The organism is Halobacteriovorax sp. YZS-3-1, assembly GCF_047084945.1.
Taxonomy (GTDB): domain Bacteria; phylum Bdellovibrionota; class Bacteriovoracia; order Bacteriovoracales; family Bacteriovoracaceae; genus Halobacteriovorax_A; species Halobacteriovorax_A vibrionivorans.
Genome location: NZ_JBKIYI010000002.1, coordinates 483,607 through 498,375, shown reverse-complemented (window position 1 = coordinate 498,375; position 14,769 = coordinate 483,607). Strand labels below are relative to the sequence as shown.

At 35.0% G+C, this 14,769-nt stretch carries 19 protein-coding genes; 3 read left to right on the top strand and 16 right to left on the bottom strand.

The features are described 5' to 3' along the window. Nucleotides 1-84: 84 nt before the first annotated feature. On the top strand, nt 85-642 hold the full coding sequence (locus ACMAZI_RS12390) for an NAD(P)H-dependent oxidoreductase (protein ID WP_412474193.1): 558 nt from the start codon (nt 85-87) through the stop codon (nt 640-642). A 32-nt stretch (nt 643-674) separates the two neighbouring features. Here ACMAZI_RS12390 and ACMAZI_RS12385 read toward each other — a convergent pair whose 3' ends face one another. The 14 genes from ACMAZI_RS12385 to ACMAZI_RS12320 all read right to left on the bottom strand — a co-directional run bounded on the left by ACMAZI_RS12385 (nt 675) and on the right by ACMAZI_RS12320 (nt 9,508). Beyond that, entirely contained in the window at nt 675-1,331 is a 657-nt protein-coding gene (locus ACMAZI_RS12385; protein ID WP_120404326.1) for a cupin domain-containing protein, read from the bottom strand. Nucleotides 1,332-1,373: 42 nt separating this feature from the next. After that, nucleotides 1,374-1,568: a YwbE family protein gene (locus tag ACMAZI_RS12380; protein ID WP_115361335.1), complete on the bottom strand. Its 195-nt coding sequence runs from the start codon at nt 1,566-1,568 to the stop codon at nt 1,374-1,376. Nucleotides 1,569-1,582: 14 nt separating this feature from the next. Further along, a complete protein-coding gene (locus tag ACMAZI_RS12375) occupies nt 1,583-2,110 on the bottom strand; it encodes a flavodoxin domain-containing protein (protein WP_412474192.1) in 528 nt (175 codons plus the stop codon). Between the two features lie 123 nt (nt 2,111-2,233). Further along, a complete protein-coding gene (locus ACMAZI_RS12370) occupies nt 2,234-3,235 on the bottom strand; it encodes a hypothetical protein (protein ID WP_412474191.1) in 1,002 nt (333 codons plus the stop codon). Nucleotides 3,236-3,245: 10 nt separating this feature from the next. Further along, a complete protein-coding gene (locus ACMAZI_RS12365; protein ID WP_412474190.1) occupies nt 3,246-3,887 on the bottom strand; it encodes a hypothetical protein in 642 nt (213 codons plus the stop codon). 260 nt (nt 3,888-4,147) lie between these two features. Further along, nucleotides 4,148-4,438: a hypothetical protein gene (locus tag ACMAZI_RS12360; RefSeq protein WP_412474189.1), complete on the bottom strand. Its 291-nt coding sequence runs from the start codon at nt 4,436-4,438 to the stop codon at nt 4,148-4,150. A 13-nt stretch (nt 4,439-4,451) separates the two neighbouring features. Continuing rightward, entirely contained in the window at nt 4,452-4,766 is a 315-nt protein-coding gene (locus tag ACMAZI_RS12355; RefSeq protein ID WP_412474188.1) for a hypothetical protein, read from the bottom strand. A gap of 475 nt (nt 4,767-5,241) precedes the next feature. After that, on the bottom strand, nt 5,242-5,541 hold the full coding sequence (locus ACMAZI_RS12350; protein WP_412474187.1) for an HNH endonuclease: 300 nt from the start codon (nt 5,539-5,541) through the stop codon (nt 5,242-5,244). Between the two features lie 198 nt (nt 5,542-5,739). Continuing rightward, nucleotides 5,740-6,921 carry a hypothetical protein gene (locus ACMAZI_RS12345; protein ID WP_412474186.1) on the bottom strand — a complete coding sequence of 394 codons (1,182 nt, stop codon included), beginning with the start codon at nt 6,919-6,921 and terminating at the stop codon, nt 5,740-5,742. Nucleotides 6,922-7,032: 111 nt separating this feature from the next. After that, entirely contained in the window at nt 7,033-7,506 is a 474-nt protein-coding gene (locus ACMAZI_RS12340; protein WP_412474185.1) for a thermonuclease family protein, read from the bottom strand. A gap of 64 nt (nt 7,507-7,570) precedes the next feature. After that, a complete protein-coding gene (locus ACMAZI_RS12335) occupies nt 7,571-8,320 on the bottom strand; it encodes a hypothetical protein (protein ID WP_412474184.1) in 750 nt (249 codons plus the stop codon). A 36-nt stretch (nt 8,321-8,356) separates the two neighbouring features. After that, nucleotides 8,357-8,629, bottom strand: coding sequence for a hypothetical protein (locus tag ACMAZI_RS12330; RefSeq protein ID WP_412474183.1), 273 nt, complete (start codon nt 8,627-8,629; stop codon nt 8,357-8,359). Further along, complete coding sequence (locus ACMAZI_RS12325; protein ID WP_412474182.1) at nt 8,630-8,806, bottom strand: hypothetical protein; 177 nt, start codon at nt 8,804-8,806, stop codon at nt 8,630-8,632. It lies immediately after the preceding gene. A 135-nt stretch (nt 8,807-8,941) separates the two neighbouring features. Further along, nucleotides 8,942-9,508: a class I SAM-dependent methyltransferase gene (locus tag ACMAZI_RS12320; RefSeq protein WP_412474181.1), complete on the bottom strand. Its 567-nt coding sequence runs from the start codon at nt 9,506-9,508 to the stop codon at nt 8,942-8,944. Nucleotides 9,509-9,569: 61 nt separating this feature from the next. Here ACMAZI_RS12320 and ACMAZI_RS12315 point away from each other — a divergent pair, with 61 nt between their 5' ends. After that, the gene (locus ACMAZI_RS12315) at nt 9,570-10,478 is read left to right on the top strand and encodes a phosphorothioated DNA-binding restriction endonuclease (RefSeq protein ID WP_412474180.1); all 909 of its coding nucleotides are present in this window, start codon (nt 9,570-9,572) and stop codon (nt 10,476-10,478) included. Nucleotides 10,479-10,510: 32 nt separating this feature from the next. Continuing rightward, a complete protein-coding gene (locus ACMAZI_RS12310) occupies nt 10,511-12,205 on the top strand; it encodes a zinc-ribbon domain-containing protein (RefSeq protein WP_412474179.1) in 1,695 nt (564 codons plus the stop codon). A gap of 11 nt (nt 12,206-12,216) precedes the next feature. Here the strand turns inward: ACMAZI_RS12310 and ACMAZI_RS12305 are convergent, their stop codons facing one another. Together ACMAZI_RS12305 and ACMAZI_RS12300 are read right to left on the bottom strand one after the other, a co-directional pair. Next, entirely contained in the window at nt 12,217-13,803 is a 1,587-nt protein-coding gene (locus ACMAZI_RS12305) for a hypothetical protein (protein WP_412474178.1), read from the bottom strand. Nucleotides 13,804-14,172: 369 nt separating this feature from the next. Further along, nucleotides 14,173-14,769, bottom strand: coding sequence for a hypothetical protein (locus tag ACMAZI_RS12300; protein WP_412474177.1), 597 nt, complete (start codon nt 14,767-14,769; stop codon nt 14,173-14,175).

Below are 14,769 nucleotides of genomic sequence, written 5' to 3'. Positions count from 1 at the left end.
TGATTAATACCTGTAATTATCAATATTCATTTTATTTATATATTTACCAATTGTAAAATACAGTAAATTTCAATGGAGAATCATATGAAAGTACTAATTATTAACGCACATCCTGACCTCGAGAGTTTTACGACAAGTATCTCTAATAAAATCTATGAGTCTCACCTTGCTAAAGGCCACGATGTAACCCTATTAAATCTTGCAACGATAGACTTTGAAATAAGCTTTAAGGGATATTCTGATCGAGAGAAAATCGACACCCTTGAAACAGACCTTGAATCCGCTCAAAAGCAAATCAAGAAAAGTGATCATATTATCATCACCACTCCCATCTGGTGGTCAACATATCCTGCAATCCTAAAGAGCTTCTTTGATAGAACACTTCTTCCTGGCTTTGCCTTCAAATTCCACAAAGGAAAAATGGTTCAAGAAAAGCTTCTCACAGGTAAAACAGCAGAGCTTGTCTTATTAAGTGATGCGCCGGCCTGGTACAGACGCTACTTACTAAAAGACCCGGCCGCAACAATCCTTAAACGAGACATACTTGGCTTTTGCGGTATAAAAGTTAAAAAGGTACATCGTATCGGAAGTGTCGGTAGTCTCGACGCAGAAGCTCGCGAAAGGGTGATTAAGACTTTTTAATTAGCGTAGAAACGTTTTGGGTACATTTCTATTTAAATTAGATGCCCAGTTTTTACAAAGATTATCGTTTCCTTCTCAACCCAAGGGTGGTGATTGGAGAGATGGCAACTTCTAAGCCAAGCTCCTTTTGGGTAAACGCCATGTTCATCTCGAAATTCACCACTTAAGACAAATATCTCCTCTCCTCCAAAGTGGGTATGGGAAATAAATCTCTCACCCTGTGGCCATTTAACCAAAGCGACACTTTCTGTTCCAAATCGATGAAGAGGCATCACTTCTAAATTTCCGTGACCTGGATGCCATTGAGTTGTTTTAGTATCCACTACGATTCTTTTCTTATCTTCTGAAGAGAATTGATTCAACTTTACAAATATAATACAGCCTTCACGACTAAAAGGTGAATGAGATGATCCAGGAGGGTTTCGAATATAAGTACCCGCCGGATAGTCACCATGTTCGTCAGAAAACACCCCTTCTAAAACAAAGATCTCTTCCCCTAGCGGATGTGAATGTTCACTGAATTTTGAATTCGGTAAATACTGTACGACTGATGTGGTATGACCAGATTCTTTAGCTTCTCTTTCTAGAGGTTTTCTTAATACATTTGGTGAAGGAGATTTTACCCAATCCATCTCGGAAGTATTAATAGCTAAGTTTTTTGAAAAGTCTAAATTATAATTTTCTTTCATATAAAAGTTCCTGCATACTTTTCGATATGGGTCCCAGCTTTATCAATCAAGGATTTCCTTAACTCGTCCAACATCACCACTTTCAAGACGAACCTTAATCCCATGTGGATGATAATCTGACTTTGTTAGGATATCTTTTACGATACCTTCTGTTAACTCACCTGTACGCTGATCTTTCTTTAAGACGATGCGAACTCGCTCGCCTATTTCAATGTGGTCTCTTACATTTCCTTCCATGGTATATTTATACCCTATATTAGACTATACGCAAATTCCTTAACTTTCTTCCAATCAGTGTATTCATAATCACGGCCAAAGTCTGTTCCTTCACCGGCCCTCTTAGCAATCATTCTCATAATCCACTTCATAGGCCATGAATACTTGGAATACTTTAGTGCCCCGGCCACCATTTCAATCCGATTAAACTTTGTTATAAGTTGCTTGTCGACTCTCTTGCGGGCATCGTTCAGCCACTCTTCCCTTAACACAGGATCTTTTGTCGCCGCACTTAAAAGAACGAGAAAGAAGGCATTCGGCTTTGATTCAATTTGTTCCTTGTGATCATTGATAAAGCTAACCAACTCTTTTTCAATCCCACCAATATGCATGGAGCCACCAAAGACTAATAAGTCAAAATCCTCTAAATTCACTTTCCCTATTGTCTTTGCATCATAAAGAGAGGTTTCCAGCTTAGCTTCAACAAAGTGATCACGAATTTTATGTGCAACTTTTTCGGTTTGACCTTCGCGTGTTGCATAGATGATGAGTGCTTTTTTCATGATAATACGATTTTAAACGATTGGTTCTAGGATAAAAACTTAATTTATTAAAGAGAACGATGGTTCCAAGTGCTTTTTCGTTGACCTCGCATAAAGAAAAAATTCCTGGAACCACATATAATATCAATGTTGAAACATGTATTTCTCCAAAACTCCTTTATTACTTTTAAACAAATAAGTAATCAATCGATTTTGCAGCATACTCTCTTTCTTGACTCTTCTCACTCTTCTTTTAATCGATTCTAATTCTTTTCTTAATTTATTTACCTCATATTTTCTAATTGTAATTTCTCTTTTAGTTGGAGTAGACCCTTGGACAGAAATTAACTTTTCAATTTCTATCTTTAACTTCTCTATTTCTTCATAATATGAATCAATTTCAGACTGTCTCCTTGTACTTAAGCTCTTATGTTTAACTATTACAAAATCAAGATTTCCATCATCATCAAAATCAGCAGCATTTACCAATTCATATCGATAATCACAGAATCTTTTTTCATCAGTAATATTACAAAATGACTCCCCTAAGTAATGTCTTTTATCATTTAAAACATAAGACATTTGGCCTGTTGCTCCATTACGATAAAAGGAAAGACTCTCTTCATTATATTTAACATGAGTAAGTTTAATATCCTTATCGTATGCTCCATTCAGAAAACTATCATCATACCAATCAACAGTTTCTTTGCTCATCTCTAAGTCCTTAAAGCTTTTTTTAAATAGCTTACTTCTAGTAGAAAATAAATAGCTACATCTATTCCTAGGACCTTCAACATTTGAATACAAACTAAAAGACCGTCTTTCATTCGAACAACCACCATGATTAACTTCATACTTTGATATTTTAAAGACATTTACAACTGAGAATTTATAATCAAGGCATACGAATTCATCCTCAGAAAATTGAGAGTCCTTATTTTGTTCTTCACGTACATAAACATCGTCATTAAACCTTACATAAGCAAAATATTCATTCAACTTATAATCGAAATTACTCATAAGAGTATTTGAAATATTTTTTTCATCAGACACACTTATAATTTGATCTTCAGCTCGTGTCGAATATTGAGACAAAACTGATAAGTTTACAATCACACAAATGAGAAGGATTTTATTTTTTTTCATATCTTATTCCTTAACAGCTACCGGGATCAAGCCAAACACTAATTGTTCCATCTTTGAGGTACAACGGGACATATAAGAACGTTCTATCTTTTAGTCCAATTTCAATAAAGCTAGAATTTCTTATCTTTATTACATCAATAGTTTTAATCTTTTTTTCATCTCTGACTTTCTTTAGCACGCTAGAGTTTGTTGTTTTCATTAGCTTTTTGTCATAGTAAACATTTTCAAGCTTAGAGTTAAACACTATACTTTCACTCTCATAAGGAGTTCTCCAAAAGTCGTAGAGTTTCTTTACTTTTTTGTTAAAGAGACTTTTCTCAATTTTAATCCAAGTATCAGGAAGAGTTTTAATTAGATAATTGTTACTGTCGTGATTTTTAACTTCTAAAACAGCAGCTGTGCAAGTCGTATCTCCCCCACCTTCTACTGCCAAGCACTCAACCTCCCCTTCTCCTAATGGCCTTCCATCGTTGTCATAGGTCTTTATTTTCTTTCCACAGTAATAATTTAGATCAAGGTCATAACAATGAATTGCTCCAAGATATTTATGTTTAAAGATTTTTCCTATGTCGATACTATCCGCTTGCACTGTTGAAAAAAGTGTTAAGTAAACTAACGTAACTATTCTCATAGTGTTTACATATTTATTCATTTTTATCCCCAACGAAGATTATTAAGGCACCGCCAAGAATTAAAATATTCTTTGCGTTCCCCCTCAATCCTCTTTTTTTTTTGTGTAACTACTCCTCGTCATTTTATGACATAAAGATGAACAAAATCAGGAACTTGCATATAACTCAAGATTCGAAGTCTAACTAATTGAAATGTATAATGCTAAAAATTTAGAGTACTATTAGTAGTAATGATCCAGGTGCTTTTTCATTAACCTTACGTAAACACTGCGCAACAAGCTCAGAGTTCGATCTTTTCAAAATGGCTGATCTGATCTTCTTTTAAGAAAGTTACAATAACTAGAGTCTCCGGATCACATAAGGCAAAGAACTCAATTCCTTCATAGGTTCCATGATAACAGCTAAGATATGAGTCCTCTTCTCCACGCTTAACTCGACCAATATATTGCGTATCATCTAACTCATGCCTTAGCATATTTTGAATGTACCTTAACTCCTCAACCGTAATCTCACGGCCATAGCGAGAAAAGAAACGAGCTTGTGCATGTTTTGTTGTTTTATCAATATCCATAATTTTATATATTCTAGCGAAACCAAAAGAGACAAAAAACGTTACCTGCGACCATGCATAAGAGTGCCATAACGATACGAATCTCAGTCTTTAATCTTTTTCTATTTCTAACAATTGATTTCAATATGATCAGAAGAGCGATCACAAGACCAAGAAAGCCACCCGTTCCAATATCGATTACTTCAGAAGCAACATAAATAGCATCCCCTCCTTCTATCCCCTTGGCCATTTCACCTGCTTTTGAAAATAACAGAAGTGTGTATGCAATAAAAAATGGAACTACGATTGCTAAGGAAACCCATAGGAGCATGTATACTTTTTCGTTCATATTTCCATATCGGTTTTCTTTCAAATTATCCTAAGAATACATTTAATAAAATACTTCTAGATATTCTTCCCTCATCTCTATGAAAATAGGATATTAAAAGACAGCATTAAAAATAAGACTACAATTGGAATTAGTATTAATACTAGAGGTATAAATATTTCAGGTGGATATTCAGCATCATCCCAAAGCCAATATTTTAGTTTTTTCAATATGACCTCTAATTTAATATGAAAACCTCACCGTTAGAATCATGCTGTATTAATAACTGACTCGGGTAGCCAGCCGGATAACGCCTAGATGGCTTAGACTCATTTATCTTTATAGAAAAAACATAAATAACAAGAAGAATAATTAACAACCACTCAAATTTTGAGTGCTTCCTCAGTTCTCCAAGTAATGACTTCACCCCTCTCATAACTGTATTCTAACATGAAATTAAAAGGTAATAATTACTTGTAGATAGCATACTATATGTTTATTTCTTTAAATCTATCTCATCTAGAATTATTACACTCCACTTCTCTCTTAGCTTCTTTTTTCTATAACTAATAGATAGGTCTACATTAGGTTTGTTCTTTTCCATCCATCGATGCCAATTATGATAGTGTCGATGATCACGATCGCTCATCACACACAAATTATCTAGACAATTATTATCTTTAACAAAATCAATATGATGAACAACCTCTCCATCTTCAAGTTTTCGTCCTAGAGTCTTTTCCGCTATCTCGCGATGTTCGTATTTGCTTCGTGAAAAAATCTTTTGTCTTTTCACGTAACCCTTCTTTGTTTTCAAGGTTGGATTTAATGAAACCTTCAAAGATCTTCGGAAATACTTTTTAACTTTTCTCTTTAAATATTTCTCTAGTGAAAACAAGATAAACCTCTCACATTTCCTTTATAACAAAAAAACATTTGTTAAAGGTGCTTATTTCGTTGCCCCTACATCAGGGAAGACAACTCAACCCCTTATTCATTTCTTGATATACCAGTACGAAATAAAGACATCACTATTCTTTTCAACTATTGAATTAACTTCAAAACCATAATTATGTGCTGCTTTATACCTATTCCCTAAATCAAAAGGATGGACCTCTACCTTCCCCTTAGACTTTATGATAACAAAAAGTAACGTATTCCTCATAGACTCATTAACATCAAAAGGAATAGACAATCCCTCACTATCGCCCATATTCGTTTTTTGAAAAAGAACTTTCGTTCCTGATTTGTAAGTGAACTCATCACCTTTTATGATAGGTGCGCTATCTAAAGTCTTAAATCTCAAATTTTGGATATATTCCGATTGATTAAACTGCAATTGATGAATCACTGAAGTTTTTCCATTAACAACTTGAATATACTTTCCAAGCTCTGTCTCACCGTCAACATACACAAAGTAAAAGCCATCAAATAAGTTTCTAATTTCGTCTCCTACTATCTCTTGAGTTACGGTTTTCCAATGCTCAACTTCTTCTTCAACAAAGCTAATATATGCAATTTTCGCATCAAAAGGTTTTGAAAGCTTAACCTTCCCACCTCCTCTCAGATAAGTTATATGGAGTTCAGACTTATGATCACCCTCAAGATAAACTAACTTCACGTTAAGTCTATTCTTGGTCATCTTCAATTTAAACAAGACGAAGTTATCTCGAATATTAACGGATGAATCATCTAATAGCTTATCTTCAACAAAGACTTTAACCTTAGCTTTTGATTTATCGAGAGGAGATTTCAATTCAATAGATTCTTCAAAAGATTGGTCACAAAAGTAAACAATATTTGGGATATCTTTGAAGCCATTTTTATTTTCTATACCAACATGCTTTCTATAGAATACATATGTGTCCATTAAAGCTTCGCTCTTTCCATTCTTCCTAAAAAGCTCAACTGTATTTTTATCTTTTATAAGATCTATTTTAAAGTTCGGTTTATCGACATATTCTCCATTAAACTTCCAAACTGCAGAAGCCCCCTTAAAATATGACTCTCCAGAATACTCACAAGTAACACTCTCAGCAGCTCTTTCTTCATCACAAACGATATTAATATAGTAATCATCAGTTATTATTACCTCAGGTGAATCTTGAGACTCTTTTTGGCCAGCACTTACTGTGATTGAAACAAATAGAATAATGAATAGTAAATATGTTTTCATATAAGATCTCATCGACATATTATGGCATAAAAATGAACAAAATCAGGAGCTTATGAATAAAACAAGTTATAGAATACAACTAACTGAAATATTTATGAACTTCTATGAGAGCTAATTCTCCGACGCAATCTCACGATTCGACTTACACCAATCCACCTTCTTCTTCGTGCCGCCGTCGTAAGCATAGGCAAGGCCATTTTTAAGAAGATAGTATGACAGCGACTGGCCATCGATTTTCACATCGGCTACCACGCGAAAGTACTTCCCTCTTTGCACATTCTCTAGATCAATGCGTTTGGCGTGCTTTAAAAGATTCGTCACAATCTTCTTCGCATCTCGCCCCTTACTCTTCTCGCACGCATTCTTCGTTCGAATCTCCGGCGTATCCACCCCACTCACTCGCACATTGATTCGACTTCCAATCAGCGGATGCACATTTGGAATATCAAATGTCACCGTGTCCGCATCGTAGTTCTTCACATACTTTACGCAGCGGAAGTTCTTGGCATCGTGGGTGCAGTCTGTTGCTGCAAACGTTACGAATTGAATAAATGATATAAGAATTGCGATATTTATGTATTTCATGCATAGATTATCGGCTCTTTACGATTTTAATAAAGCTAAGAAACGGTCTAAAAATCAGTGTAGATTATTTGGTACTCTCAGATTCTCTAAATGCAGTCATTATTCTCTTTTCCCCAGTTTTTAAGATATGAACAACCTGTTCTATTGTTTGCTTTTCTTTATCAAAGGTTAAGGTAGTCTCACTATCTTCGTCTTTCTCTTTTATAACAACTTTACTCTCTGTATATTCCTTGATCTCATGTCCCAACTGCTTTAAGTTATTCCTATAAATAAAACCACCCCCAACAGGTGATTTTACATAATTCATTCTATTTAATACACAAAGAGGAATATTTTTAACTAACTCATCACATTTTAACTCAACTATATTTAACAGGAGACCTTGTTTAAAGTTTCTTGCTTCGAGTATCCCTCGTCCTCCAAACATTTTAATATCAACATATTTATTTTTAATAAATCTTGAGTACACGGAAGTTTCATTACTGTACCTAATAAAACTAAGATCTTTTTCTACCCTTTCATCGTTACCATCCTCGCGACCAACCGAGTGAACATAAAATGTATAAAAATTAAATAACATGACCAAAACAACAAAGGCTTTTCGCCTAAATTTATAACTTAGAACCACTCCTGTAATAGAGACTAAGACAATGAAGACAACCGTTGGATAACTATGGTTAAGAGATTTTGTAAATAATGCGTACGTTAAGAAGTAATTCATTGTTAAGACAATTGCTAAACACAATAAAAATCCTAACCAAGTAAGTATTTTATAGATATTTTTTTTATTTATATATAATCTTATTTCTTTCATTTATCCCTCTACTAATCACATATTAAAAATAGGTCGTTAGTTAGACCTATTTTTAAATCGTCTCGCTGCATCGTCAGAAATATCACTCTTATAACATAGCGGACTCGCCCCACCTGGCCTAGAATAAGCACTTCGCTTGCCACAACGACGGCCATTTCTCATCGTGTTATATGGGCAAGGACAATTTCCAGAATATTGCATTATCGACTGACGTATCATCGCTTCTTTTACTTTATCTAAATTTGAGTTTGCATAAGTGCTTAGAGATATGCATGACACTGTAACTAAGAAGAGTAATTGAATCTTCATTTACACGTCACTACTGATAAGATTTTTTCTCGATTCATCATCAAGCTTAGTATCAATTCTCTTTAAAAGTTCAATGATTTCATTGATTCTTAACATCCATGCTCCAAGCCATCGTGTAATTAGAATGACAAATACAGTAATTACTAAGAATACAATTATCGCTGTTAATGCTTCCATCTTTCTCCCTCAAGTTATTTAATATTGATATAGAGATAATCGACAACAAGAAGAAAAAGTTGAACAAAATCAACAACTTATGAAAACATTATAGTTCTAACTATAAGTACTTAAAATAACGAGTTTAAAACAAGCTTACTGTTTAGACAGAAGTAGATTAAGCCACCTCTCATCACGATCAGGCCTCTTATCTTCAGTAACCCAATCCTTCAAGATCGTAAGTCCTTGAGGCAAGAACTCTTTAATCGTCTCAAGAGTCTGGTCATTAAAGAAGCGCCCGTTGCGCTCACCTTCAAACTCTCCGTACTTGAAAGAACAATAGAAAACAGCATCTTCATTCATAAGATCTGAAATTTTTGAAAAGACATCCTTAAGCTCATTTGATGGCACATGCAAAAGGGAAGCGCATGCCCAGATTCCATCAAACTTTCCTTCAATACTCACGTCTTGAAGTAAGCCTTCATGTACGACACAACCACTATGCTCACGAGCAAAGCCTGCAAGCTTCGAGCTCGGCTCCACTCCCTCTGCCTTATATCCGTGATCGACAAAATACTTTAAGTCGCGCCCCGGGCCACAGCCGATGTCGAGGATAGCTCCACCAGACTTCACTTCTTTTAAGAAAGGTTTGTATAGACTTGTTAGATCTAGCTCTAGGGTTGAATCAATGAATTCTTGGTTGTTCTTGTCGTAGTAATTCATATAACTAGAATACTCGAAATTTATAATCGCATCAAATCTATTTAAACGATATAATGTAGCTATGATCGAAGAATTTATCCAGTGGTACGAAAATATCAACAAGGCACGTGCAAAAGATTATTATGCACCTCACAAGCCTATATCTATCTTGTATGCGCTTGTAAAAGCTGCAAATGACGTTCGCTGGATTGAATTCAATAGAGATCGTGAAGAGCTTGAATCTATTATTAGTGAATTTACGAAGTACTCAACAAAACCAAACTGTCTTCAGCCTCTTTGGCGACTAACTAATGACTCTAAGACAATGCCTTTTTGGACAACTCAGCCCTCAAACATTGTCTTAAATAGCAAGGGTGATATTCCTACGGGAAGTGCAAAAGAGAATAACTTCAAAGCTGGCTTTAGTGATGAGATCTATAACAAACTTAAAGATAATAAAGCTCATATACATGTCCTTATTCGCTATATAACTGAAGACAACTTCCCAGATAGCCTACATGAAACTCTTTGGGAGCTACTTGGTGTCTTTGACCTAGAGGCTCAAGCTCCTTCAAAAGAAACTATCACGACAACAGTAACTAAAGTGAAGAGAGACCCAAAGTTTCCAAAACTTATCTTATCTCTATATGGTAACCAATGTGCTTGTTGTGGATTAAAGATTAACTTTAAAAACAACACGGCCCTATCAATGGAAGCGGCCCATATCAAATGGAAAGCTCGTGGCGGTGACTGCAACGAACATAACGGCCTCGCTCTATGCCCTACTCATCACTACACTTTTGATCGTGGTATTTGGGCACTTAACTCTGACTATAGAATAGAGCTTAGCGACTCAATTTTAATTGATCGTAAGAATGATACTTTCTTTACACCTTATATTGGTGAATCGATTGGGAGGTTTATTCTAAATGAAGAATTACTTCCAAGTGCTGGGAATATTGAGTGGCATAGGAAGAATATTTTAAAGTAGCTATAAATATCAGATCTCGACGGAAATAAACAATGGTTGAAAAGAAGTATATATGCAATATACCAGAGTTAATGGACGAGTGGGACTTTGAAGAAAACAAAAACCTAGATCCAAATAAACTCTTAATAGGTAGTAATAAAACAGCCGCTTGGATTTGTAATCTTTGTGGTCATAAGTGGAAAACATCTATCTATCATCGTGCAATTAAAGGAAGTTGTTGTCGTAAGTGTTCATCTCGCCGAAGAAAAGACTTCGACATTAATAAAAGTATATTTAAAACACATCCTGAAATCTCAAAAGACTGGGCATTAGATAAAAATGGGAAATTATCACCTGAAATGTTTCCGAAGGGTTCTCGGTATCTAGTGAATTGGAAATGTAGCTCATGTGGGTCAGAAGTCAAAAAGAGTATTAAAGACTATCAGGGTTGTAAAGAATGCAAGAACGCTAAACGAATTAAGAAAAGAAACCTAGAAACACATTTTCCCAATATAGCGAAAGAGTGGCACCTAGATAAAAATGGCAACAAATTACCTTCAGACTTCTCTCCACACTCTAGTAAGTATGCCTGGTGGAGATGCAATGTTTGTGACCATAGTTGGCGAGCTAAAATTGCAAATAGAACATCTCTTGGTCGTGGGTGTCCAGTATGTGCTAATAAAGTTGTTATCGAAGGTAAAAATGATCTAGAAACAACCCATCCCTACTTGGCGCAAGAATGGCATCCAACTAAAAATGTAAATATTAATCCAAAAGAAGTTACCTATGGTAGTGGCCTGAAAGTATGGTGGATTTGCCCGAAACAACATGAATATAAGGCATCGATTCTACATAGATCTCACGGAACAGAATGTCCAAAATGTAACAGAGGTAGACAGACATCATTTGCAGAGCAAGCTACTTACTTTTACATAAAAGAATTATATCCTGACGCAATAAACAGATTCACAGCAGACTTTCTTGAGAGAATGGAACTAGATATCTATATCCCATCAATTAAGTTGGCAATTGAGTACGATGGTGAAGCTTGGCATAATAAAAATACAATCAAACGAGAACAGCGCAAATATCAACTTTGTAAAGAGAATGGGATAAAACTCATAAGACTAAGAGAAAAAATGCCAAAAATCGCTTCAGATATAGCGGATGAAATGTTTAGCACGGACAAGCTGTATTTACCTAAGAACCTAGAGATGATGCTTCATGAAGTTCTTAGACGTATTAACTTCTCAGAAACATGGATGCTAGACTCTTCTGTAGATATAGATATTACTAGAGATAGGCCTAAAATTTTAGAGTATAAAACTGACCTTAAAATAAATTCTCTAGAATACTTGTATCCTGAAATTGCAAAAGAATGGCACAAAACTAAAAATGGAAAGCAACTTCCTGAACACTTCCAGCCAGGAACAGACCATAAAGCATGGTGGCAATGTCCCGACTGTGGAAACACATATAAGGCTGCAATCGGTAAAAGAACAGCCAAAAATGGTGCAACAGGTTGCCCAAAATGTGGCATAGAGAAGTCTACTCAGGCTAAACGAAAAGCTGTAGATATGATTGATCCGACTTCTGGCAAAGTCCTACAAACTTTTATTTCGATATCAGATGCTTCGAGAAAAATGAAAATAAACAGTTCAAATATCACTATGGTATGTAAAGGTCAGAGGCCTAAGGCTGGTGGGTATCGTTGGGCCTACTCTAATAAAAGAGTCAAAGAGAATTAAAAGCACAACATTTAATTACCCATTTCTTCTTCTACCCTATCTATTACTTCAACACCTAAAGTGTTTCTTAATGGGATTAGCGAACTTGGAAAAGCGCCTCCTAGAACTAATATAACTCTAATATTTTTTTTAACATCTATTATTGAGTTAATTGCTTCCATAACAGAGTTATATTTGATGCATTGAAATAGCCCTCTTATAATGTCATCTTTATTTGATATTGAGGACTTAACTTCTACACCAACCCATGTACTTTTATCTTTAAAAGACACATCTAAATAATCTCCAGAAGGAAGACGCTCCTCCTCGTTTCCAATATATTTTGATTTATGAGATATTGCTTCTGGATTATTGGCGACGAAAGCTTTTAGAGCTTTATGCTTTTCCCCCTCTCCACTTGATCCGTACATATTGGACTTATTTAACTCATCGTCATCATAACTTAAATCAAATTCATTCAGATTTAACTCAGATAAAACCTTGCCCCATTTACGAAAGCTATATATTTGACCTAGATTAATATCGACAACTTTCCTTTGCTCAACCTTAGTCAGTTCAGAAAAATCAGAAGTACCTAATAAAAACCATCCAACACCCTCCCCAGGTAGGCCAGTATTTTTATTTACAACAAGACATTGTATTGGAGGTATCTCCTCACCCCATTTTGAACTTAGCTCTTTCATTGTCTGACCAATAGAACCTAAAACATAATTTAAATTTCGTGGATTTGGCATCCCCATTTCTTCTGCTAAGTCAGAATACAAGATAGATGCTCCAGCCTTAGCTTGTCTCACTAGTATAGGAAGTGCTTCTCTAGCCCTTTGTTGATAAAGTTTATCTCCAGAGAGGGAAAGTGCAACATTCGCAGTATTTTCTTCCCTATCACCTATCTCAACATTAAGCTTCTTATAAAATAAGCTTGGTACCTTAAGTCTGGTAAATATCCTTATACCATCTTCAATAAATAGTTTATTTAAATAAACCTTATGCTTCGAGTCACCATTTACAGTTATCGGCTTATCCTCTGACTCTCGATGTTTAAAAATATCTACAAATCTAGTAATTTCTTTTTGTTGCTTATGCTCTAGCTCAAAATATTCACAGTCGACTCTCCAACCACTTTTAGAATGCCAAAGTTCGTCATCATCAAATCCTGCCGGACGTTTACTCTCGTATGCAGTTGAAACAATGACTCCAATCGCAACGATTTTTCCCGTTTTATTTACAAAGACGACATCACCTTCAGAAACATTCTTCATATTTGAATAACCGGGGTTTTCAGTACCATCTATCTCAAACTTAGGAGACCACATAAAACGACCATTTTTTTGTAATGTATATGAGATTCCTTGATTTACCCACCAATAAGATCTTTCTGTTTGCCATCTGGGATAATCATTTAGACTAAAATTATCATTTCTTAAACTTTCATCCTCTTCTGCGATGCCTAGAATTTGACTCGTAGATATCTCAGTTTCTAAAACCCCATCATCTGCACGAACCCTAACCTTTTCCTTCCTTATCTTTATAATAAGACCTTTTCTTATCTCTCCACTAAATTCATAGGTGATATAACTTCCAGCTTTATACTTTTTCATAATTCCCTAGTTCTTCGTCAGTTTCTAATTTATTAGCCTAGTCTAATTTAAGCATTGATTTTTATAGTTGCTAATCGACAAAAGAAGACAATAAGTTGAACTTAATCATCAACTTAAGCTAGTAAATAGCTTTAAGAAATAAGTACTTGATATTAATAATGACGATTCACTCTTGAACTTGTTTAACCTCTAAAATAAAAGAGAGATTAATTTAGCTTTTATAAACTAGAATTAAATTTACGGGAATCCACGATGAATGGTGGAGCTTGTTTTTGATCTGAAGGCCAGAGTTAGTTTCTTTGAATACCAATGAAACTAGAAATCTCTGAATGCCGCATAGATACAGGTTTTAACATTCAAACTCACCACTTAATTGGGGTTGTTATTAGCTATTTTACTCTTATCAAGGCCACATGAGAAGAAGACAAACTCTAGAGATCTAAGAGCACTAGTATCCTTAAAAGTTTTCTCATGCTGACAAACAATTTGACGAACTTCTTCCAATTCATGCTTATTGAAACTATGGCAAAAATTTAGGTAATCACAGTATCGTCGCACATCGTTAACCATTTTAATGTTGAAATAATTTGCCACCCTGCTATCCCAAATAGGATATCTTTCAGGAGAAACAAAGTGAAGTAGCTTAGATACGCCTACAATTGAGTTATTTACAACCTTTTTTAGTATTTCAAGCTCCTCTTTTCTTAAGAGCTCCTGACTATTTCTTGCTTTATTTACTAGTTCAACACATAAATTAATTTCTTCATCTTTCTCATTTTTAAAATTTAGAATGGTAGGCATCCACCCATATGAAAAATTACATCCAATCACAAAGTCATTTTTAGAAATGACATCCTTTTCCTCAAAGAACTTTATGAACTCAAAATAAGACAAAAAATCTGAAGCAGATCGACTATCAAGCTGAATCCCTTTTGCATCTCTTTTAATCTCGACTAATGATTTCAT